The 22,335-nt window shown below is 35.2% G+C and carries 18 protein-coding genes; 10 read left to right on the plus strand and 8 right to left on the minus strand.

Features of this window, described 5'->3' with window-relative positions:
- Nucleotides 1–22 precede the first annotated feature (22 nt).
- The 6 genes from ACUN3A_RS04265 (at nt 23) to ACUN3A_RS04290 (ending at nt 9,303) form a co-directional block, all read left to right on the plus strand.
- Nucleotides 23–3,508: a T9SS type A sorting domain-containing protein gene (locus tag ACUN3A_RS04265; RefSeq protein WP_445550101.1), complete on the plus strand. Its 3,486-nt coding sequence runs from the start codon at nt 23–25 to the stop codon at nt 3,506–3,508.
- A gap of 288 nt (nt 3,509–3,796) precedes the next feature.
- On the plus strand, nt 3,797–5,812 hold the full coding sequence (locus ACUN3A_RS04270; RefSeq protein ID WP_445550102.1) for a T9SS type A sorting domain-containing protein: 2,016 nt from the start codon (nt 3,797–3,799) through the stop codon (nt 5,810–5,812).
- Between the two features lie 257 nt (nt 5,813–6,069).
- Entirely contained in the window at nt 6,070–7,440 is a 1,371-nt protein-coding gene (gene rmuC / locus ACUN3A_RS04275; protein ID WP_445550103.1) for a DNA recombination protein RmuC, read from the plus strand.
- A gap of 8 nt (nt 7,441–7,448) precedes the next feature.
- Entirely contained in the window at nt 7,449–7,814 is a 366-nt protein-coding gene (locus tag ACUN3A_RS04280) for a 6-phosphogluconate dehydrogenase (RefSeq protein WP_445550104.1), read from the plus strand.
- A 4-nt stretch (nt 7,815–7,818) separates the two neighbouring features.
- On the plus strand, nt 7,819–8,367 hold the full coding sequence (locus ACUN3A_RS04285; protein WP_445550105.1) for an acyl-CoA thioesterase: 549 nt from the start codon (nt 7,819–7,821) through the stop codon (nt 8,365–8,367).
- Between the two features lie 396 nt (nt 8,368–8,763).
- Nucleotides 8,764–9,303 (plus strand): YceI family protein, encoded by a 540-nt coding sequence (locus ACUN3A_RS04290; RefSeq protein WP_445550106.1) that lies wholly within the window; start codon nt 8,764–8,766, stop codon nt 9,301–9,303.
- A gap of 14 nt (nt 9,304–9,317) precedes the next feature.
- Here the strand turns inward: ACUN3A_RS04290 and ACUN3A_RS04295 are convergent, their stop codons facing one another.
- The 8 genes from ACUN3A_RS04295 to ACUN3A_RS04330 form a co-directional block, all read right to left on the minus strand.
- A complete protein-coding gene (locus ACUN3A_RS04295; RefSeq protein ID WP_445550107.1) occupies nt 9,318–10,229 on the minus strand; it encodes a TIGR01777 family oxidoreductase in 912 nt (303 codons plus the stop codon).
- A gap of 256 nt (nt 10,230–10,485) precedes the next feature.
- On the minus strand, nt 10,486–11,781 hold the full coding sequence (locus ACUN3A_RS04300; RefSeq protein ID WP_445550108.1) for a cryptochrome/photolyase family protein: 1,296 nt from the start codon (nt 11,779–11,781) through the stop codon (nt 10,486–10,488).
- Nucleotides 11,782–11,876: 95 nt separating this feature from the next.
- Entirely contained in the window at nt 11,877–12,359 is a 483-nt protein-coding gene (locus ACUN3A_RS04305; RefSeq protein WP_445550109.1) for an SRPBCC family protein, read from the minus strand.
- Entirely contained in the window at nt 12,346–13,035 is a 690-nt protein-coding gene (locus ACUN3A_RS04310) for a lycopene cyclase domain-containing protein (protein WP_445550110.1), read from the minus strand. Before ACUN3A_RS04310 ends, ACUN3A_RS04305 begins: the two co-directional genes overlap by 14 nt.
- A gap of 1 nt (nt 13,036) precedes the next feature.
- On the minus strand, nt 13,037–13,477 hold the full coding sequence (locus ACUN3A_RS04315) for a sterol desaturase family protein (RefSeq protein ID WP_445550111.1): 441 nt from the start codon (nt 13,475–13,477) through the stop codon (nt 13,037–13,039).
- A 36-nt stretch (nt 13,478–13,513) separates the two neighbouring features.
- A complete protein-coding gene (locus tag ACUN3A_RS04320; protein WP_445550112.1) occupies nt 13,514–14,353 on the minus strand; it encodes a phytoene/squalene synthase family protein in 840 nt (279 codons plus the stop codon).
- A 2-nt stretch (nt 14,354–14,355) separates the two neighbouring features.
- Entirely contained in the window at nt 14,356–15,825 is a 1,470-nt protein-coding gene (locus tag ACUN3A_RS04325) for a phytoene desaturase family protein (protein ID WP_445550113.1), read from the minus strand.
- A 36-nt stretch (nt 15,826–15,861) separates the two neighbouring features.
- Nucleotides 15,862–16,758, minus strand: coding sequence for a MerR family transcriptional regulator (locus tag ACUN3A_RS04330; RefSeq protein ID WP_445550114.1), 897 nt, complete (start codon nt 16,756–16,758; stop codon nt 15,862–15,864).
- Nucleotides 16,759–16,959: 201 nt separating this feature from the next.
- Between ACUN3A_RS04330 and purB the strand changes: the two genes are divergently transcribed.
- The 4 genes from purB to ACUN3A_RS04350 all read left to right on the plus strand — a co-directional run bounded on the left by purB (nt 16,960) and on the right by ACUN3A_RS04350 (nt 22,301).
- The gene (gene purB, locus ACUN3A_RS04335; RefSeq protein ID WP_445550115.1) at nt 16,960–18,306 is read left to right on the plus strand and encodes an adenylosuccinate lyase; all 1,347 of its coding nucleotides are present in this window, start codon (nt 16,960–16,962) and stop codon (nt 18,304–18,306) included.
- Nucleotides 18,307–18,340: 34 nt separating this feature from the next.
- Nucleotides 18,341–19,114: a polysaccharide deacetylase family protein gene (locus ACUN3A_RS04340; protein WP_445550116.1), complete on the plus strand. Its 774-nt coding sequence runs from the start codon at nt 18,341–18,343 to the stop codon at nt 19,112–19,114.
- Nucleotides 19,115–19,355: 241 nt separating this feature from the next.
- Nucleotides 19,356–21,578 carry a cation:proton antiporter domain-containing protein gene (locus ACUN3A_RS04345; protein WP_445550117.1) on the plus strand — a complete coding sequence of 741 codons (2,223 nt, stop codon included), beginning with the start codon at nt 19,356–19,358 and terminating at the stop codon, nt 21,576–21,578.
- 285 nt (nt 21,579–21,863) lie between these two features.
- Nucleotides 21,864–22,301: a VOC family protein gene (locus tag ACUN3A_RS04350; RefSeq protein ID WP_445550118.1), complete on the plus strand. Its 438-nt coding sequence runs from the start codon at nt 21,864–21,866 to the stop codon at nt 22,299–22,301.
- Nucleotides 22,302–22,335: the final 34 nt, after the last annotated feature.

The raw sequence follows: 22,335 nt of genomic DNA on the forward strand, positions 1-22,335 counted from the left end.
TTTAATACTAAATCAGCAATCTATGAAAAAAATCTACAATCTGAGTAAATGGGTCATTCCATTACTATCTCTTCTTCTTGTAAGTACTGTTAAATTATTTGCCCAGACAACACTTGCTACCGGAGATTTGTCTATTGTGGGAGTTAATGCAAATGCGCCAGATGGTTTTGCATTTGTTACCTGGGTAAACCTGGCTCCGAATACAGTTATTAAGTTTACCGATAATGGGTTCAGCAATAATACAAACAGTAATACTGCTGGTATATACAGAGAGCAGGAACAATACACTGTATGGACGAATAATACAGGTAGCACGATAGCTGCAGGTACTATTATTACGATTCAGGCGAATTCTGCTACAGTTCCAACCGGATCAGTAACAAATATCGGTACCGTTACATCTGTTACCAATTCCTCTAATGGAAGTGTTGCAACGAACATGTCATTAACCAACACATCCGGTGATCAGATTTTTGCTTTTCAAGGCGCAGGTGGTCCCAGTACTAATTCTACAACTTTTAGCGGAACATTATTGTTTGGAATAGGCTTGTCCGGTTCTGCCGGAACAGCAACCAGCTGGGTAACAACAGGAGCGATTAACGGATCTACCTCTTATTTACCTAGTGACCTTTCAGGTACAAGTCAGATTTTCTTAGGGCCCAATGTTGTGGCCGGTCAATATACAGGACCTACAAGCGGACAAGTTTCTTTAGCTGCTTATAAAGCATTGGTTGCAAACACTGCAAACTGGTCAACAGTAGGTACTACGAATACGGTCACATTTACAACTTCAACAGGAACGACTTTTACAGCAGCTACAGCACCATCTATTACTGCCCAGCCATCAGCAAGTACGATCTGTTCAGGGGCAACTACAACATTTTCGGTAACAGCATCGAATGCTACCAGTTATCAGTGGCAGGTAGATCAGGGGGCAGGTTTTTCAAATGTTAGCAATGGTGCGCCATATTCAGGTGCAACAACCGCAACATTAACCATCACAGGTGCAACAGTAACTTTGAACGGATATACCTATCGTGTGGTAGCAACAGGATCTACTTCTCCCGCTGCCACATCGAATAGCGCAGCATTAATAATCAATGCAGCACCATCTATTACTACGCAACCGTCGGCAAGTACGATCTGTGCTGGAGCAACTACTACATTTACTGTTTCAGCATCGAATGCTACTGGTTATCAGTGGCAGGTAGATCAGGGGGCAGGTTTTTCAAATGTTAGCAATAGTGCGCCATATTCAGGTGCAACAACAGCAACATTAACTATCACAGGCGCAACAGCAGCTTTAAGTGGGTATGTTTACCGTGCAGTAGCAACGGGAGCGTGTACGCCTGCAGCTACTTCAAACAGCGCAGCCTTAACGATTAACTCGGCGCCGGCAATTACAAATCAGCCGTCTGCAAGTACTATTTGTGCTGGAGCAACTACAACATTTTCGGTAACAGCATCGAATGCTACGGGTTATCAGTGGCAGGTAGATCAGGGCGCAGGTTTTTCAAATGTTAGCAATAGTGCGCCATATTCAGGTGCAACAACAGCAACATTAACTATCACAGGCGCAACAGCAGCTTTAAGCGGGTATGTTTACCGTGCAGTAACAACAGGAGCGTGTACACCGAATGCCACATCTAATAGCGCAGCCTTAACGATTAACTCGGCGATGGCAATTACGAACCAGCCGTCTGCAAGTACTATTTGTGCAGGAGCTACTACAACGTTTTCGGTAACAGCATCGAATGCTACCGGTTATCAGTGGCAGGTAGATCAGGGAGCAGGTTTTTCAAATGTTAGCAATAGTGCGCCATATTCAGGTGCAACAACAGCAACATTGACCATCACTGGCGCAACAGCAGTTTTAAGTGGGTATGTTTACCGTGCAGTAGTAAAAGGAGCATGTACACCGAATGCCACATCAAACAATGCAGCATTAACTGTCAACGCAGCTCCTGCAATTACAAGCCAACCATCGGCGAGTACGATCTGCTCGGGCGCTAACACTACATTTACCGTTTCAGCATCGAATGCAACAGGTTATCAGTGGCAGGTAGATCAGGGAGCAGGTTTTTCTAATATCAGCAACGGTGCACCGTATTCCGGGGCAACAACAGCTACGTTAACTATTACAGGCGCAACGGCAGGATTAAGCGGATATTTATATCGTGTTGTAGCATCAGGAGCATGTACACCGAACGCAACATCCAATACTGCAAGCTTGACGATTAACTCGGCACCAGCAATTACGGCCCAGCCAAGTGCAAGCACTATTTGTTCCGGTGCAACTACAACATTCAGTATTGCAGCATCTAATGCAACAGGGTATCAGTGGCAGGTAGATCAAGGTGCTGGTTATGCAAACATTTCTAATGGTGCACCTTATTCTGGAGCAACTACTGCTACATTGACTATTACTGGTGCAACTGCAGGTTTGAATGGCTACTCCTATAGAGCTATTGCGACAGGAACATGTACACCAGCGGCAACTTCAAACGGAGTAGCATTAACTGTGAATGCTGCACCTGCAATTACAGCACAACCAAGCGTGAGCACAATCTGTGCCAGTGCAAATACTACATTCAGTATTGCAACATCTAATGCAACAGGGTATCAGTGGCAGGTAGATCAAGGTGCTGGTTATACCAACATTTCTAATGGTGCACCTTATTCTGGAGCAACTACTGCTACATTGACTATTACTGGTGCAACTGCAGGTTTGAATGGCTATTTATACAGAGCTATTGCGACGGGAACATGTACACCAGCGGCAACTTCAAACGGAGCAGCATTAACTGTGAATGTTGCACCAGCAACACCAACGGTTACTTCAACTGCTGCAACATGTTCTGCTAACGGAACCGCTTCAATAGTAAATTATTCTCCAAGTTTAACTTATGTATCAACACCAGCAGGTGCTACTGTGGGAGCATCAGGGCTAATTTCGGGAACTGCGGGAACTGCTTATACATTTACAGCTACAAATCTTTCAACATGTACATCTGCGGCTTCAGCTTCGGTAACCATTCCTGTGCAACCGTTACCTATCGATAATGGTGTAACTCAAAATTCAGGTGTTTTAACAACAACTCAATCAGGAGCTTTATACCAATGGTACAAATGTTCAGACAATTCCGTTGTTGGAACCAATAGCAATACTTTCACACCTACACAATCTGGTGATTATAAAGTAGAAATTACTCTTGGCGGATGTACAATGACTTCAAATTGTGTGTCAGTTGTCTCTTTAGGCGTTAGTGATTTTGAAAAGAAATCCAAATTCTTGATTTATCCTAATCCAAGCTCTTATTCAGTAAATATAAATCCTGATACAGATGCTGATGTTCAATTTATTAACCAATTAGGACAAACTGCTAAAACATCAAAAGTAAAGGCTAATGAAATTAACACTATAAATATAGAAGATCTTGCAGATGGTATCTATTTCATAAAAGATTTAAACCAAGCCAAAGCATACAAGCTTATTATCAAAAAATAGTTTTAATAATATTTGAACATTAATTAAAAGCTGTCCGAAAAAAATTTTCGGACAGCTTTTCTTATATTAAATGTTAAGCAAGATTTTATTTTTTTATCCTTGGTTTCCCCAAAAAAAAAACTTTTCGGGCTATAGATTTTCTTTGGAAAAACTTTTTGGAGTATTCCAGAGCATACCCCTTGTTATAATTTTGTCTCATGTTTAAAGTGGAATCCAAAATCACTATAAAAATGGGGCGTAACCGAAAAGCCATATCGAGTAGGAAAACTAACTAAATTTTAATTAGCTATGAAAAAAAACTACTTATTTATTTTATGTGTTTTTTTTATGTCCAATTTCCTTAGGGCACAAACAACAGAGACATTTGAAACCGAAACCCAAAGTGCAACTAACTTTACAGACAACGGACAGGTATTCAATATTACCAGCCAGTCATCTACTTTCGCCATTCAAGGTGCCTTTCCAGGTACTGGATGGAACGGCTCAGCTGCTGATAATAAATATATAGACAATAACAATTACACCATTTCTGGTCAACCTGTACAGTTTACAATTTCTTCAGCAGGAAATACAGCATTTGCATTGAAAAATATTTATTTATATCTAGCGACAAATACTGCTAATATTAATGTTACAGGATCGGTTACAATTACTGGAAAACTGGCAGGAGCAACCCAGTTTACAGCAACTTCGAGCTCTGGATTCAACACAAGCATGGGAGTTGCAAATGGTTTTACTCTTATAAACATGGCAACTTTTGGAGCACAGAATAATTCCAATATTGCTATAGACCAATATGTAATTTCGACTACAGGAAATATAGCTTATGTTTCTTTAGATGCTATGACATGGCAAAAAAATATTCCAACAGTTACTACAACAACAGCAACTGGAGTAGGTGCTGTAAAAGCAACCCTTGGAGGAAATGTTACATCAATCGGAGAATCAGCAGTAACAGAGCGAGGTATTGTTTGGGCGACAACTGCAAATCCTACAACTGCAAATACCAAAGTTACCAATGGAACTGGAACTGGAAGTTTCAGTGCACTAATTTCTTCTTTACCTCCAGGAACACTTGTTCACTTTAGAGCCTATGCAACCAATACTGAGGGAACAGGTTATGGCTCCGATTTAACTTTCACGACGAATGCTGCTTTATCGGCAACTACTAGTCAAACAAATATATTTTGTAATGGACGCAATAATGGTACGGCTTCGGTAACTGCTTCGGGAGGAGTTGCTCCATATACTTATGCCTGGTCTCCATCGGGAGGAAGTGGCTCCTCTGCTATTGGATTAGGCGCCACAACATATACCTGTACTATTACAGATAATGAATCAACACAAATTACAAGAAACGTTACTATTACACAGCCAACGGCTATCTATATGGCAACTGCTTCGCAAACCAATGTGTCGTGCAACGGTGGAACTAATGGTTCAGCTTCAGTTACTCCTTCGGGAGGTACTGGTGCATATACTTATTCTTGGTCGCCTTCGGGTAGAACGACTGCTACTGCTACTGGACTTGCAGCTGGAAGTTATACCGTAACGGTAACCGATGCTAATTCTTGTACGGCTACTCGTAATTTTACAATTACGCAACCAACGGCTATCAGTACGGCAATCGGTTCTCAAACTAATGTGTCTTGTAATGGGGGAACTAACGGGGCCGCTTCAGTAACACCTTCAGGCGGAACTCCAGGCTATACTTATTCGTGGTCGCCTTCAGGGGGAACAGCTGCTACAGCAACTGGATTGAGTGCAGGAACATATACTGTGACTGTAACTGATGCTAATAGTTGTACAAAAACTGCAACGGTAACAATAACACAACCAGCTCCTATCGACTTAACAGTTACATCAACAGGAGTTACATTAACAGCAATTCAATTAGGAGCTACTTACCAATGGTACAAGTGTTCTGACAATTCACCTGTTGGAACTAACAGTAGCACATTCACACCTAGTCAGTCAGGTGATTATAAAGTAGCCATTACTTTAGGAAGTTGTACATTAACATCAAATTGTATCACGGTTGCAACATTAGGAACTACTCGTTTTGAAACTAATTCTAAACTTTCTATTTATCCTAATCCAAGTCAAGGAATTATAAATGTGGAATCTGATTCAAATGGTGATTATCTTGTGGTAAATCAACAAGGTCAAATTGTGAAAACATTCAAAATTGAAGCTAATGTCATTAACACTATTGATTTACAAAATTTGAATGACAGTGTATATTTCATAAAAGAAATTAGTAACACTAACAACAAATCAAGCAAATTAATCATTAAGAAATAGCTTCAATAATTCAATTAAAATTAAGCTGCTCGAAAATTATTTTTCGGGCAGTTTTTTTTTCTTTAATATTTAAACAAACTGAATTATACTCTAGTTATAAACTACAAGAAAGGAGTAATATGTTTCTTTTACTCTCGCGTGAAACTATAGGAAAGTTGTTTATTTAGCATAGAATTTTTAATAATTAGTGAAATTTCATTTTTTAGAATTAAGTACTACGTATTAATGCGTACTTTTACATTCTTAAAAAAAACATCATGTTAACAATTCTTCCGCTATTAATAGTTTTTATTATTGCACTTGCAATAGGTACCTTCATTGGAAAACTCATCTATTCGGCTCGATTTCAATCCGAAAAAGTAAGCTTGGAAGAGAAGTTAATCGCTTTTAATTCGCAAATTAATCAACAAAAAGAGCAATTCTTATTAGATAAAAATGCTTTCGAAAAACAATTGGAGTCATCCAATATTGAAAAAGAAAATATCCGAAATGAGAAAGATAGTTTAGCTATTCAACTTTCTAAAAAAGAAGTCGATTTTGAAAATCTTTGGGAACGTAACAAAGAACAAAAAGAGGAAGTTGAAAAACTACAAGAAAAATTCACCAAAGAATTTGAGAATCTTGCCAATAAAATATTAGACGAAAAATCTAATAAATTTACCGAGCAAAACAAAGAAAATATGAAAAATATCTTGACTCCACTGCAAGATAAAATTCAATTATTCGAGAAGAAAGTCGAAGATACACACAAAGAAAGTATTGATTACCATGCAGCTTTGCGTCAACAAATTATTGGCCTAAGCGAAATGAACATTCAAATGAGCAAAGAAACCTTAAACTTGACTAAAGCTTTAAAAGGTGACAGCAAAATGCAAGGAAACTGGGGCGAACTAGTACTAGAACGTGTGTTGGAAAAATCGGGATTAGAAAAAGACAGAGAATACCACGTACAGCAAAGTCACACCACAGAGGAAGGCAATCGTGTTTTTCCAGACGTTGTTATCAATCTTCCTGATGGAAAAAAGATGATTGTCGATTCTAAAGTCTCCCTTACAGCTTATGAAAAATTCATTAACGAGGAAGATGAAATTTTAAAGAAAACCTATTTAAGAGAACATGTCAATTCGATAAAAAGCCACGTAGATCAATTGGGAGGGAAAAATTATCACGATTTATACCAAATAGAAAGCCCTGATTTTGTTTTGCTTTTTATCCCTATGGAACCCGCTTTTGCATTGGCACTTAATGAAGATACTACTTTATATAACAAAGCTTTTGAAAAAAATATTGTAATTGTTACTCCTTCTACTCTATTGGCAACTTTACGCACGATTGATAGTATGTGGGCAAATCAAAAACAACAGGAAAATGCCTTTGAAATAGCAAGACAAGCCGGTGCTTTATATGATAAATTTGAAGGCTTTGTAGCTGATTTGATTAAAATTGGTAAAAAAATCGAAGAAAGTAAAGTCGAATACCAAGGAGCCATGAATAAGCTCGTGGAAGGAAAAGGAAACCTCATCATAAGCGTCGAAAAACTCAAAAAAATGGGAGCCAAAGCTAAAAAAGCACTTCCAGATAGCATTTTAAAAAGAGCCGAAACAGATGAACATTCACTTCTAAATTAAAAAACAAAATGAGAAAAATACTAGCATTTATTATTGTAATAATAAGTATAGGTTTTGCAGGCTATTTTGCTTTCATCTATTATGTATCCGTTAGCGAAGGCATTCGATCTGGGGAATTAATACGATTAAGTCATAAAGGAATTATCGTAAAAACTTGGGAAGGAGAATTAAGCCAAGGAATTTCGGGTGCACAAATTTTTAAATTTTCAGTTTTGGATAGCGACAAAGAAGTGATTGACAAAATGAAATCTCTTCAAGGGCAATATGTCAAACTTACTTACAAAGAAAAATACAGAACCTTTTTCTGGTGGGGAGAAACCAGATATTTTATAAAAACAATACAAAAAGAAAATTCTCCATTTAACCAAAAATAAACTTATGGACAAAATTTACAAAACAGTTGCTTCCTCTCATATTAGCATTTCAGTATTAATGTTACCTTCTCATACCAATTTTAGTGGAAAAATTCACGGTGGTTACATCTTATCACTCTTAGATCAAATCGCTTTTGCCTGTGGTTCTAAATTTTCTGGAAATTATTGTGTAACGGCTTCCGTAGATACTGTAAATTTTTTAAAGCCTATCGAAGTAGGAGAATTAGTGACAATGAAAGCATCTGTAAATTATGTTGGAAAAAGTTCGATGATAGTTGGTATTCGAGTAGAAGCCGAAAATATCCAGACAGGCTTTAAAAAACATTGCAACTCTTCTTATTTTACCATGGTAGCCAAAGATAACGAAGGCAACAGTATGCCTGTACCAGGTTTAATTCTGTCCAATTTTGAAGATGTAAAACGTTTTTGTAATTCATTAAAACAAATCGCTCTAAAAAAAGAACGTGAACTACATGAAGAAGAATTTAATTATACTTCAAAAGAAACACTGGAAAGTCTGAAAAAGTATAATATTCAAATCAATTTAGATTAGTTTTTTTTCTAAAGATGCTAAGAGACTAAGCAACTAAGATTCTAAGTTGAATACATCTGAAAATATAATTATTTTTAGGAGCAGAAAGATTAGTTTTTTCATCAACAGTTGTCCCGCTATTCGTTGCAATCTTCTATCCCGAACCCCGGGACATAAGGATTTTCACTACACACGAGCGAAGCGAACTGGCGAAGCAATCGGGGCTAAGAGATAATATTTTATTTTTTCATCATCATCTCATAAAAAAAAACTCCTTTTTAAGGTATTAAAATCTAATAAAAAAGGTTGACATTAAAAGACAAAATCTTTTAATATCAACCTTTTTTTTGGCGCAATTTTAAGACAGTTGTCATTAAAACATCGTAACTTTAAGTACACCCTTTAATAGAAAAGATTATGAAAAAATTTACTCTATTAGCTCTATTATTAGTCCTTTATCCCATTAATGCACAAAATAAATTTAGCTCATCCAAATGTTCTATTTATTTTGAAGCATCAGTGCCATTGTTCGAAGCCGTAGAAGCTAAAAATGATGCAGTGGACTGTACTTTAATCCCAAATAAAAGCGAAATAACCTTTACGGCAGTCATCAAAAAATTTCAATTCAAAAGAAATTTGATGCAAGAACATTTCAATAGTAATTACATGGAAAGTGACCGCTATTCTAAAGCTGTTTTTAAAGGTTACATCGAAAAATTTGATTTAAAACTTATTACCGAAGAAGAGAAAGATTTTTTGATAAAAGGAAAAATAACGATTCACGGACAAACCCGAATGATTACTGTTCTTGCAAAAATTAAAAAGGCAGGCAACGGAATCCAAGTAAACTCCAATTTCATATTAAACACGGATGATTTCAATATAGAAATTCCAAATATTGTTGTTGCCAAAATTTCAAAAAAGGTAAATACACAACTGGAGTGTGTTTTAAACTAACTAATAGAAACTATTTATTTTCGGCAATACTTTAATGCCTGTTGAAGATTTTTAAACTGAAATCTAAACCCCAGTTTTTTTATTTTATCTGATGAAACCCTTCTTCCTGTCAAAAGCAGTGATGCTCTTTCCCCTAGCATCAATCGGATTAAAAAAGCTGGGACTTTGGGTAACCAAATCGAAAAACCATAAGAATTTGCCAATTCTTTAGAGAAAATTAAATTTGTTGTGCTATCGTTAATTGTTGCATTATAGGCACCCGTCATTTTTTCATTTTCAATAGCTTCAATATACATCAAACACAAATCATGCACATGAATCCAAGGCATATACTGTTTTCCTGAACCCAAAACACTTCCAAAACCTCTTTTGAAAATTGGGCCTAATTTTTTTAATATTCCTTCATTTTTCCCTAAAACCAAACCTGTTCTGATCTTTACGGTACGAATACCTAACCCAGCCATCAAATCAGCTGATTTTTCCCATTCCTTACAAACAGTTCCCACAAAATCATTGGCAGGCAAAGTATTTTCGGTACAAATACCTTCACCATTAACAGCTCCATAATACCCAATACCCGAAGCCGAAACAAACGCATCAATTCTTTTATCCAGCTTTTTTAAAGTATCATAAATCAATTGGGCAGATCGTGTTCTGCTGTCTCGAATTGCAACTTTTCTTTTAGCAGTCCATCTTTTTTCGGCTATATTTTCACCCGCTAAATGGATAATGTAATCAGCATTTTGTACAGCCTCTTCTTCAATACTTTGTGTAGCAACATCCCAAATATAATAGGAAACGTTTTCTGTATTGGGTTTACTGTTTCTGGTAAGTATTGAAACTTTATAGCCTTTTTTCACTAATTTTTCGGTTAAATACCTTCCTATAAAACCGGTACCACCTGTTATCAAAACATTTTTTCCCATGGTTTATAAATTAATGAAAATCAATTACAACATTACAAATATAAGCCAATGCCTTTTTTAACAGTATTAATAAGAAGTTAAACGTAAAGCCATTAAACCCAAATTAAACTTAAAATAAGCTGATTATTAATACTTAGGAGCAAAATCTAGCTATTCGTTCTATCTTTTCTTTTTTTTAAGGAAAAATGAATGAGACAATTACAAAAGCAATTCGGCTATCTTGGCTAGACATTAGCCTTCGAAAAGATTATTAAGATCATTTCAATATTCCCGCTTTATAAGTTGCAATTGCTCTATCTCTGGCAAAAGCATGTTCTATCATCGGTTGTGCGTAACCCAAATCAAATTCAGGAATCCATTTACGGATATAGATTCCTTTTTCGTCAAATTTTTTGAGTTGAATATCGGGATTAAAAACCCTGAAATAAGGTGACGCATCACAACCTGTTCCTGCAGCCCACTGCCAGTTCCCTACATTTGCCGACAAATCATAATCCAACAGTTTTACGGCAAAATAAGCTTCGCCCCACTGCCAATTAATCAATAAATGTTTGCACAAAAAACTCGCCACTACCATACGCACTCGATTGTGCATATAGCCCGTTGCATTAAGCTGTCGCATTCCTGCATCGACCATAGGATAACCGGTAGTTCCTGTGCGCCATCGCTTGAAATCTTCCTCATTGTTGCGCCACTGAATTCCATCATAAGCTGATTTGAAATTATGGGTGACCACTTTTGGAAAGCTGAATAATATTTGCATAAAAAATTCCCTCCATATCAATTCGCTCAAGAAAACATCGTTTTTTCGAACTGCCCAATTGACCAATTTCCGGATGCTGACCGTACCAAAACGCAAATGAGGTGACAAATACGAAGTGCTGTCAATAGCAGGAAAATCTCTAGTTTCGTGGTAATTGGAAATCTGAGTGAGATTATGCGGAATCACTTTTATATCACTTTTATCAAAACCTATTTGCGCTAAAGTGAGAAAATCAAAATTACTTTTGTGAAAATTGAACAAGTAATTTAGAGTTATATACTCTTGAAGCGGAGCCATCGATTTGTATTTTTCCAGCCATTTATTTTTGTACGGTGTATAAATGGTATAAGGCAAACCATCGGATTTTGTGATTTCCTTTTCCTCAAAAATCACTTGGTCTTTGAAAGAAAAACAAGAAACATTGTTCTCTTTTGCTAATACCTCAATGGCTAAATCTCTCTTAATAGCATAGGGTTCATAATCTTTATTGAAGAAAACTTCCGAAATGGCAAACTCTTCAAAAAGGGATTTCCAAACCTCGATTGTTGTTCCTTTCTTAATTAAAATTGAACTCCCAATGGCATTCAATTTTGTATTTATTTTACTGAGTGATTCGTGTATAAAACCAACACGAGCATCATTTTTTGGCAAACTATTCAGAATATCCGTGTCGAAAATAAACAACGGAATTACAGGATGCTCTGATTGCAAAGCATGATACATCCCCACATTATCTTCGAGACGCAAATCTCGTCGGAACCAAAAAATAGATACTTGCTGTTTTGTCATTTTTTTTAAAGTTGCTGAGAAACTAAGTAACTGAGATGCTAAGTTTCTATTCTCATTTTTAAAATATTTTTACCCTTTTAATAAATCTTAGTTGCTTAGAATCTTAGCAACTTAGAATCTTCTTTGTTAAAAATCTGATCAACCTTTACAAAACGGTAATCAAATATTTCTTTCAGTTGTTTTTTGACGAATAAAGCATTCACGATTTGTCCCAAAAATCCTAAAGGCAAAGCATAATGTACTACATCCGTCATTTTGACTCCGTTTGCAGTGGCTTCAAAAAAATGCTTATGATGCCAAAAACTGTAAGGCCCAAAACGTTGTTCATCTATAAAATAAGCCTTGTCTTTTACTTTAGTAATCTCGGTGACCCAATTCAATTTTAATCCCAAAAGAGGCGAAATTTTATATTGAATAATTTGCCCCGCATACATCAACTGGTTGTCAAAATCGGTGATTTCGAAACCCATCGTTTTGGGGGTTATTTTTTGTAAATTTCTTGGACTAGAGAAAAAAGCCCAACATTCCTCAAGCGAAGCATTAATGTGTTGAACAGTTTCTTTTTTATATACTTTCATTTTTTATATCAATTATTTTCATCAGAATTAAACTCATCAACAACATTGTAAAAGCATAACCAATATCTTCAATAGGTATTGTTCCCAATCGAATACCCAAATTCTCATTATCATTATAAAAAACAACCGGCTCTTCAATAAAACTACCTGTGAGAATTCCATTTACGAGTAAAAATGGAATCAGTATAATTAGAAAAGTAATAAAATAGGTATTGAGAATTTTTTCCCCATTAAAAACGGCAATTGTCATAACAACTACAAACAAACTAAGATCTATAAAAGTGTACCATTTATCATAATTAAATACAATTACAGGGATAGTAATTAGTAACAAAACAGAGTAAATTATTTTTACCGCAGTATCACTCAAAGCCACTTTCGGCAGGAAATACTGAAAGGAAAAATGAATAAATATACTAGCGTAAGGAATGCAAATAAAAAAAAGCCACTCCTCTATTGGCAAACCAAAAAATTCTATCCCGGAATGGTATCTTGGATTAAAGCTCCAAACTCCCATTTGGGTAAAAATGATATCCCAAACAATAAAAAAGATAGCCGTAATAATCAAAGAAGGGAAAATCACTTTCCAACGCTTACTGTATTTCATTCTTTTTTCAAAACTATACAGAAACGGAATAAGGAACGAGGCAATATTCAAAAAAAGATATAGTGACATATTAGATTTTATAATATTTAAAAGGCACAAATAACATTCCAAAACATTCTCCGTGTTCTTTTCCCAAATGCTTATGATGCATTTTGTGAGCCTTACGCAAACCAACTAAATATTTGTTTTTAGTATTCTTAAACCATTTGAACCGTTGATGAATCAATACGTCATGTATCATAAAATAGCAAAAACCGTAAGTGGTTATGCCTAGTGCGATGAAAAACAAATAATTCATTCCGCCCTGCACTCCAAAATAAAAAAGAACAATACTGGGTGTGGCAAAAATCAGAAAGAATATATCGTTGCGCTCAAATGTATGTTCATATTTTGGCTGATGATGATCAGAGTGAAAATACCACATGAGTCCATGCATAATGTACTTATGCGTAAGCCATGTGACACATTCCATGAATAAAAAAACGCCTAAAAAAATCAAAAAGGAAATCATATTCTTTTTATTAAATTAAAAATTTATGCAGTTTTTCTAGACCAATTTCAGCTTGTAAGATACGAACGATTGCGCCAACAATCCTGCTTTGGAATAATTGGAAACTCGGATTCTTGAATTTCCTATTTCATTACAAGGTGTGTGTGCCAGTTTTTTGAGCAGTTTTTTGTAATAAACATAAGCTGTATATACTCCAAATTTAGCTTCCAAAGGTAATTTTATGATTCCTTGATAGGCAATTCTAAAATCTTCCTCGATTTCCTCGATTATCGCTTTTTTTGATTTCTCGTCAAAAGACTTCAAATCGACTCCTGGAAAATAGTTTCGATTAAGTACTAAATTATCATCTTTTAAATCACGAAGAAAATTTACTTTCTGGAAAGCAGAACCCAATCGCATGGCTTCATCTTTTAAGAGATTGTATTTGGCTTCATCCCCTTTGACGAAAACTTTGAGACACATCAATCCCACTACATCGGCAGAACCATAAATATATTCGTTGTATTCTTCCGTGGTGTGATAATCGGATTTGACCAAATCGAGTTTCATGCTTTTGAGGAATGACTGAATCATTTCATCAGTTATATTATATTCCTTAACTGTTTGTTGAAAGGAATTCAAAATTGGATTCAAACTGATGCCCGATTTCATGGCTTTGTAATATTCGGCTTCAAAATCATTAATTAGATATGCTTTGTCATAACCGTGAAAGGAATCCACAATTTCATCGGCAAAACGCACAAATCCATAGACACTGTAAATCGCATCTCGAATGCTGGGTGCCAACATATAAACCGCCATAGAAAACGAAGTACTGTAATTCTTGGTGACCAATTTACTGCACTTAAAGGACACATCATCAAATAATTCTTTCATGACTATGAATTTAAAAGTTGTTTATCAATTAATTCCGATACCAATTTTCCAGAAATTAACGCTGGAGGAACACCGGGCCCAGGAACGGTCAACTGCCCCGTGAAATATAAATTCTTCACTTTGGAACTTTTGAGTTTTGGCCTCAAAAAGGCAGTTTGCAAAAGTGTATTTGCCATTCCGTAAGCATTTCCCTTGTATGAATTGTACTCTGAAACAAAATCATTTTTACAAAAAGACTGTTTGAATATAATATTGCTTTTTACCGTCTGTTGGGTTAAAATTTCGAAACGCTCAATTATTTTATCGAAATATTCCTCTCTTAACTCCTCTATATCGTCTATTCCAGGTGCAAGCGGTACAAGAAAAAAGCCTGATTCCATACCTTCTGGAGCAGAAGTTCTATCCGTCAATGATGGGAAATTAGCATAAAACAAAGGTGCTACCGGCCATTGTGGGGCATCATAAATATCTTTGGCATGCTGTTCAAAATCGACATCAAAGAACAAAGCGTGATGCGAAATATTTTTTAATCGTTTATTGAACCCTACATAAAACAATAATGAAGACGGCGCAAAAACCCTGCTATCCCAATAATCCTCTGAATAGGCTCTGTATTGCTGGTCTAATAAAGTTTCGGTATGATGATAATCGGCACCACTCAAAATAATATCGGATAAAATCGTTTTTCCATTAACTACTATAGAACGAGCTGTTTTATTTTCGACATTAATTTTTTCAATATTGGCATTGGTTACAAAAGTTACACCCAATTCTCTCGCCAAACTTTCCATTGCCCGAACAACATCAAACATCCCAGTTTTGGGATGCCAAGTTCCCAAACCAAAGTCGGCATAATTCATGAAATTATAAAAAGAAGGCGTATCGGATGGTTTTGCACCAAGAAACAAAACGGGAAATTCCAAGATATGAATGAGTCGCTCGTTTTTGAATTTCTTTCTAATGTCTTTACTGATGTTACTAAAAAACTGACGGATTTTCTTGGCCGTTTCAACAGTTACCAATTCCATTGGAGAAACACCCGGACGATACACTAATTCTTTGATGGCTATATCGTAATTGCTTTTGGCCTCAGCCATAAATTCCTTTAAAACTTGACCGCTTCCTTTTTCAATAGCTTCAAAATCAGCCACGATTTGAGGCAAATTATCTGCAATAGCTATAAAATCATCAATACCATAATAAACACGATAAGCTGGAGAAAGTTTTACAAGCTCATAATAATCGGTAGTTTTTTTGCCAAAGTCAGCAAAAAAACGTTCAAAAACGTCGGGCATCCAATACCAGCTAGGTCCCATATCAAATGTGAACCCTTCGGCTTTCAATTGGCGGGCTCGACCTCCTATTGAAGCATTTTTTTCATAAATCGTTACTTCATGACCGCTTTTAGCCAAATAGCATGCTGCAGCCATAGCCGAAAATCCAGAACCTATTATTGAGATTGTTTTTTTCATTTGTTTAACAAATGTACAAAAATCTTAAACAAAAAATCAAACCATTTCTATTAAATCTGGAATGGAATTAAAAACTTTAACATCAGCAGGTAATAAATTTTGATCAATGTACTGGGTCATTTTACCAATCAACCAAATTTGAGAACCGTCACCTAAAAGTTCTGTTACCATGTTACTAACATAATCATTGATATAATCTCTCTCCGGCTGAATCGTAAAATAGGACAGGAAAATAATTGAATTATAATGTTTCTTCAAATCTTTCAAATTAACTATCGGCATACTCTCCCCCAAATAAACAACCCTGTATCCTCTTGAAACAATTTCATAATGCAAATACATTAATCCTAATCCATGAATTTCATTAAGAGGAAGTGACAAAACATAAACTTTGCTGTTATTAACGGGCTTATTCACTTCTACTTGTTCAATATTAATCAAGATTTTCTTTAATATCAAACAACTAATAAAGTGTTCGTGGGCAGGAGTAATTGTATCGGTTTGCCACAATAAACCAATCTCTTCCATTAATGGAATAAACACTTGATGAAACATTTCCTTAAAAGATTTTTCTTCCAGCAACCAATTGTAAGTATTAGAAAAAAGATCTTGGTCAAAATTCATCATCGCCATCTTAAAAGCATTGACAGCATGGTTTTTTGCATTTTTATTCGAAACAATTTGACGTGTCATTTCGACTATTTTTTCATCTGTAAAGGTTGAAATTTTAGAAATCTTATACCCATGATCATGCAACAGAGTAATATTCAATAGTTTTTGGAGGCTTGATAAAGAATACAAACGTATATTGGTATCGGTACGCATGGGCTGTAAAACATTGTATCGTTTTTCCCAAATTCGGATTGTATGTGCTTTGATACCCGAAAGATTTTCAAGATCCTTTATACTGAAAATATTTTTTATATTGTTCATCTATATTGCGTAATTTATTAAACAAATATAACTTTATTTTAAATTAAATTTCAGACAAAATGCCTTCTCAATGTTTAAATCTTTTAATTTCATTAAACAGTTCTGTTTTTTATAACTAATTTCTTTATCAAACCTTAAATTTCGTACTCCCTAATCCCTAAATTCTGTTTATATTTGTGCCTTTCGAAAAAACAACAAAAAATGACTACTCTAAACGAATTGAATGCTATATCACCAATCGACGGTCGTTATAGAAATAAGACATTATCATTAGCTCCTTTTTTCTCTGAAGAAGCATTAATCAAATACCGCGTATTAATTGAAATTGAATATTTCATTGCTTTATGCGAAGTGCCACTACCTCAATTAAAAAACGTTGATTCTTCTTTATTCGAAAGTTTACGTTCTATTTATAAAAATTTCTCTACCGAAGACGCTCTTTGGATAAAAGAAACTGAAAAAGTAACTAACCACGACGTAAAAGCTGTTGAATATTTCATCAAAGATGCTTTTGAAAAACTGGGATTATCCGAATATAAAGAGTTTATCCATTTTGGATTAACTTCTCAAGACATTAATAATACTGCCATTCCGCTTTCGACTAAAGATGCGTTTGAGCAAGTTTACATGCCATCGTTAATCACTTTAGTTTCCAAATTAAAGGAATTAGCGCAAGAATGGAAGGATATTCCAATGCTTGCACGTACTCATGGACAGCCTGCTTCGCCTACTCGTTTAGGTAAAGAAATTGCTGTTTTTGTAGAGCGTATAGAAGAGCAAATGCGTTTGTTGTTCAATATTCCGTTTGCTGCTAAATTTGGTGGTGCAACAGGAAATTACAATGCGCACCATGTAGCGTATCCACAAATTGACTGGAAACAGTTTGGAACCAAATTTGTTCAGGAAAACTTGGGATTACACCATTCTTTCCCAACAACACAAATCGAACATTACGATCATTTCGCTGCCTTTTTTGATGCGTTGAAAAGAATCAATACAATCATTATCGATTTAGACAGAGATATTTGGACGTATGTTTCAATGGAATATTTCAAGCAAAAAATCAAAGCGGGAGAAATTGGATCATCGGCAATGCCACACAAAGTTAATCCGATTGATTTTGAAAACTCTGAAGGAAACTTAGGGATAGCAAACGCTATTTTCGAACATTTATCTGCTAAATTACCAGTTTCAAGATTACAGCGTGATTTGACAGACAGTACCGTTTTGAGAAATATTGGTGTGCCAATGGGACATACTATCATATCTTTTGAAGCGACTTTGAAAGGTTTGAACAAATTATTATTGAACGAGTCTAAATTCCACGAAGATTTAGAGAAAAACTGGGCTGTTGTAGCCGAAGCTATTCAAACAATTTTACGTAGAGAAGCGTATCCAAATCCTTATGAAGCGTTGAAAGGTTTGACAAGAACCAACGAAGCGATTGATAAAAATGCTATTCACAGTTTTATCGCTACGCTTGATGTTTCGGATGAAATTAAAGCAGAATTATTGCAAATCACTCCAAGTAATTTCTTGGGAATTTAATACTATAAAAAAGCATTTATAAAAGCACAAAACAATGAGGAGGAATTATATTCTAATAACCATATTGCTTTGTGCTTTTTTTCTTTTCTTCACCTTTGAAAAAGAGAAATTAAAACCAAAAACTAAACCGAATATCGCTGGGGTCATTTTATCTTTTGACGATGCATATATAAATGAATGGTTTGCTACAGACCGAGAATTGAGAAAATATTCTTGGAAAGGCACTTTTTTTGTTTGTAAAATAAACACTTTAAGTCTTTCAGAAATTAAAAAACTCTTGAAATTACAAAAGGAAGGAAACGAAATTGGAGGTCATGGACTTAATCATTATAATGCCAATACTTTTCTCTGCGATCACACTATAGATGAATATTTAGACCAAGAAATAAATCCGATGCTGGATTTAATGTCGTTTTATGGTTTAAAAGTTACCTCTTTTGCTTATCCTTATGGCGGGAGAACCAAATCCTTGGATACCACATTATTAAAAAAATTTAAAATAATACGCGGAAGAGCATTTTGCGAAAAAGATGCTTCTAAACAAGGTTGCTATTTTAATAAAACTGGAACTGTCTTTAGCTTTAGTGTTGATGACACTCATAATCATTTTAGCATTCCTCATCTTTTGAAGCTATTAGATTATGCAAAAAAGAACAATAAGATTCTTATTTTGAATAGCCACAATATAGTAAAAAATGTAACTGGGGATTACCAGACAAAGAAGGCAACATTGGAACTGATTTGTCAATACATCGAACGTAACAACATGAAATTTTACACCTTGTCTGATTTGGATAATTTAAATTAAAGTGCTTTTTCATGCCTTTTCATGCAGAAAATGTATTATTTTTATATCCAACCCTATAATTCCTATGCTTTTTTAGCCAAACTATAGTAAAAAGCTTTGAGGTGTAATAAAACTATTTCTTTTCTTATACTGAAACAAAACGATTGGAAGAAAATCCTGTCAGTGTTTAGAAAAAGTTTGATAACCTAGAACTTGAAACAAATGGCTGGATTAGTTCCTAAAAATAAAAACACAGCGTACAATGGCGGATACAACACAACATTTAGAACCTTTAATAACCGATTTAGGATTAATATTAATGACGGCTGGAATTGCCGTTTTAATCTTTAAAAAACTAAAACAACCCTTAGTATTAGGATATTTGATTGCTGGTTTTTTGGCTGGAAATCACTTTGATTTTTTCCCATCAATAAAAGATATTAAAAGCGTTGAAATTTGGGCTGAAATTGGAATCATCATTTTGTTGTTCAGTTTGGGATTGGAATTTAGTTTTAAAAAACTGATGAAAGTTGGTGGCACCGCCTCCATAACTGCTGGTGTTCAAATTGTAACGATGTGTATTATTGGTTATGCTGTTGGTCAATGGTTAGGTTGGCCTACGATGGACAGTGTTTTTTTGGGGGTTATTCTCTCGATATCTTCGACAACTATTATTTTAAAATCGTTTGACGAACTAGGGGTTAAAACTCAAAAATTCGCAGGAATTGTTGTTGGATCTCTCATTGTTCAAGATATTCTTGCCATATTAATGATGGTTTTATTATCTACCGTTGCGGTGAGTAATCAAATATCGGGTGGCGAACTTTTAATGTCGGTGGTAAAACTTGTATTTTTTCTTGTGCTTTGGTTTTTGGGCGGAATTTTTATTATCCCAACCTTTCTCAAAAAAATTAAAAATTTGTTGACAGACGAAATGCTACTTATTCTATCAATAGCATTATGCCTGATGATGGTTATTTTTGCCTCAAACGTTGGTTTTTCTCCAGCTCTTGGCGCTTTTATAATGGGTTCTATAATTGCCGAAACTACTCAAGCCGAACATATTGAGCATTTAATAAAACCTGTCAAAAATTTATTTGGCGCAGTTTTTTTCGTATCGGTTGGAATGTTAATTAATCCTGATGTATTGTATCAGCATGCCGTTCCTGTTATTATTCTATCGGTAGTGACTATTTTGGGGCAATCTATTAGCTCTACTTTTGGCGCTTTATTATCTGGACAACCTTTAAAAGATTCGATTAGAACAGGAATGAGTTTATCTCAAATTGGGGAATTTTCTTTTATCATAGCTACACTGGGAGTAACATTAAAAGTCACCAATACTTTTTTATATCCAATAGTGGTTGCAGTTTCAGCAGTGACGGTGTTTACCACTCCATTTATGATTAAATACTCGTTACCTTTTTCCGAATACCTTGCTCACAAATTACCTCGTAAATGGACCAAACGAATCGAACGCTACTCTGCCAGTACACAAGCGATAAAAACAGTCAGTTTATGGCAAACAGTAATCAATGCTTTTTTGATACAAGTAGTTATCCTTGTGGTAATCATTCTTGCCATTATACTGATTTCGTCACGATTTATTCTCCCGTTAGTAAATGATTATCATCTAGGAAACTCAATAGGCGCTTTGATAATTTTAGGAATATTATCCCCTTTTTTATGGGCGCTTGCCTTTCGAAGAGTTGCTACCAAAGAAGTAGAACAATTAATGCTCGACCGCAAATCTCGTGGACCATTGACCATGCTCTTTTTTATTCGTATTCTATTGTCTATTTTCTTTATTGGTTTATTAGTAAACATCTTCTTCTCTCCAAAAATAGCCTTTATGGTATTAGTCATTGCGGTGGTGCTTTATTTGATTTTTCAAAAAAAACTACACATGCAGTATCATAAAATTGAAAATCATTTTTTAAAGAATTTAAATGATAGAGAAATTGACAGAGCCAAAAGAAGCCGAAGTGATTTATCACCTTGGGACGGGCACATGGCTGTATTTGATATTGCTGCAGAATCAAATATTGCTGGCGAAACTTTGAAGAAATTACAAATTAGAGAAAAGTTAGGAATTAACATTGTTTCTATAAAAAGAGGTGATGTTATGATTCACATTCCAAATGCAAACGAGCGTATCTTCCCAGGGGATGAAGTATGCGTTATTGGAACTGATGCGCAGGTACAAGAATTTAAAAAATACTTAGACCAACATGAAATGGATCTTTCTCCAACAATCGTTGAACCAGATATTGTTTTGAGACAAATTGAATTAAAGAACCACACTTTTTTAGGCAAAAGTATTCTCCAATCTAAACTCCGAGAAAAAACACAAGGACTGATCGTCGGTATCGAAAAAAGAGGAATCCGAACCTTAAATCCTGAATCAAATATAATCTTAGAAAAGGATGATATTTTATGGATTGTTGGCGACAAAAAACTATTGGCGGATTTGGCGCATGATTAAACTTCTCCTATCTAACAAAAACACTGGTCGAAAGGCTGGTGTTTTTTTTTTAGGAGCACAGCCCTAGTTTTTCAGTACAACTTCACTCCCGCTTTCCGTTTCAATCTTATGTGCCGAACCCCGGCACATAAGGATTTCCACTTCTATCGGGGCTAGGCGACATATTTATCATCCTAAAAACACCTCAAAAGACTAATAATCAATACTTTTACCTTTATTTCAAAGCATAAAATATTAAAAAATATAATGCTTTTTTATACATTTGAAAATAAAAAAAATAAAATCATGGCACTTATCAATCCTTACATTAATTTCAACGGAAATGCCGAAGAAGCATTCAATTTTTACAAATCAGTATTTGGTGGAGAGTTCGCAAAGATTATGCGTTTCAAAGATATTGCAAGCACTGACTATCCAATAGCAGAAAATGAAGCAAACAAAATAATGCACATTGCTTTACCTATCGGTAAAAATGTTTTAATGGCCAACGACGTTCCTGAAAGTATGGGACGTACAAATGAAAACGAAAATAGAAGTAAAATTTCAATAAGCGCAGAAAGCAAAAAAGAAGCAGATAAATTATTCAATGGACTTTCAGCAGGCGGACAAATTGAAGTACCAATTGCAGACAGCCCTTGGGGTTCATATTTTGGTATGTTTAGAGACAAATACGGTATTGAATGGATGGTAGATTTTGACCCAAACTATAACGGGCAAATTTAACTCGAAGAAAAACAATGAACTGCTATCTGCTAGC

The organism is Flavobacterium sp. WC2509 (genome assembly GCF_052683105.1).

Excerpts from the sequence above, each read along its gene's own strand:
- ACUN3A_RS04290 (WP_445550106.1), top strand. The coding sequence starts at position 8,764 with ATGAAAAAATTTACTCTATTAGCTCTATTATTAGTCCTTTATCCCATT.
- ACUN3A_RS04270 (WP_445550102.1), top strand. The coding sequence starts at position 3,797 with ATGAAAAAAAACTACTTATTTATTTTATGTGTTTTTTTTATGTCCAAT.
- ACUN3A_RS04315 (WP_445550111.1), bottom strand. The coding sequence starts at position 13,477 with ATGATTTCCTTTTTGATTTTTTTAGGCGTTTTTTTATTCATGGAATGT.
- purB (WP_445550115.1), top strand. The coding sequence starts at position 16,960 with ATGACTACTCTAAACGAATTGAATGCTATATCACCAATCGACGGTCGT.
- ACUN3A_RS04340 (WP_445550116.1), top strand. The coding sequence starts at position 18,341 with ATGAGGAGGAATTATATTCTAATAACCATATTGCTTTGTGCTTTTTTT.
- ACUN3A_RS04295 (WP_445550107.1), bottom strand. The coding sequence starts at position 10,229 with ATGGGAAAAAATGTTTTGATAACAGGTGGTACCGGTTTTATAGGAAGG.
- ACUN3A_RS04285 (WP_445550105.1), top strand. The coding sequence starts at position 7,819 with ATGGACAAAATTTACAAAACAGTTGCTTCCTCTCATATTAGCATTTCA.
- rmuC (WP_445550103.1), top strand. The coding sequence starts at position 6,070 with ATGTTAACAATTCTTCCGCTATTAATAGTTTTTATTATTGCACTTGCA.
- ACUN3A_RS04280 (WP_445550104.1), top strand. The coding sequence starts at position 7,449 with ATGAGAAAAATACTAGCATTTATTATTGTAATAATAAGTATAGGTTTT.
- ACUN3A_RS04325 (WP_445550113.1), bottom strand. The coding sequence starts at position 15,825 with ATGAAAAAAACAATCTCAATAATAGGTTCTGGATTTTCGGCTATGGCT.
- ACUN3A_RS04305 (WP_445550109.1), bottom strand. The coding sequence starts at position 12,359 with ATGAAAGTATATAAAAAAGAAACTGTTCAACACATTAATGCTTCGCTT.
- ACUN3A_RS04310 (WP_445550110.1), bottom strand. The coding sequence starts at position 13,035 with ATGTCACTATATCTTTTTTTGAATATTGCCTCGTTCCTTATTCCGTTT.
- ACUN3A_RS04265 (WP_445550101.1), top strand. The coding sequence starts at position 23 with ATGAAAAAAATCTACAATCTGAGTAAATGGGTCATTCCATTACTATCT.
- ACUN3A_RS04320 (WP_445550112.1), bottom strand. The coding sequence starts at position 14,353 with ATGAAAGAATTATTTGATGATGTGTCCTTTAAGTGCAGTAAATTGGTC.
- ACUN3A_RS04300 (WP_445550108.1), bottom strand. The coding sequence starts at position 11,781 with ATGACAAAACAGCAAGTATCTATTTTTTGGTTCCGACGAGATTTGCGT.
- ACUN3A_RS04330 (WP_445550114.1), bottom strand. The coding sequence starts at position 16,758 with ATGAACAATATAAAAAATATTTTCAGTATAAAGGATCTTGAAAATCTT.
- ACUN3A_RS04345 (WP_445550117.1), top strand. The coding sequence starts at position 19,356 with ATGGCGGATACAACACAACATTTAGAACCTTTAATAACCGATTTAGGA.
- ACUN3A_RS04350 (WP_445550118.1), top strand. The coding sequence starts at position 21,864 with ATGGCACTTATCAATCCTTACATTAATTTCAACGGAAATGCCGAAGAA.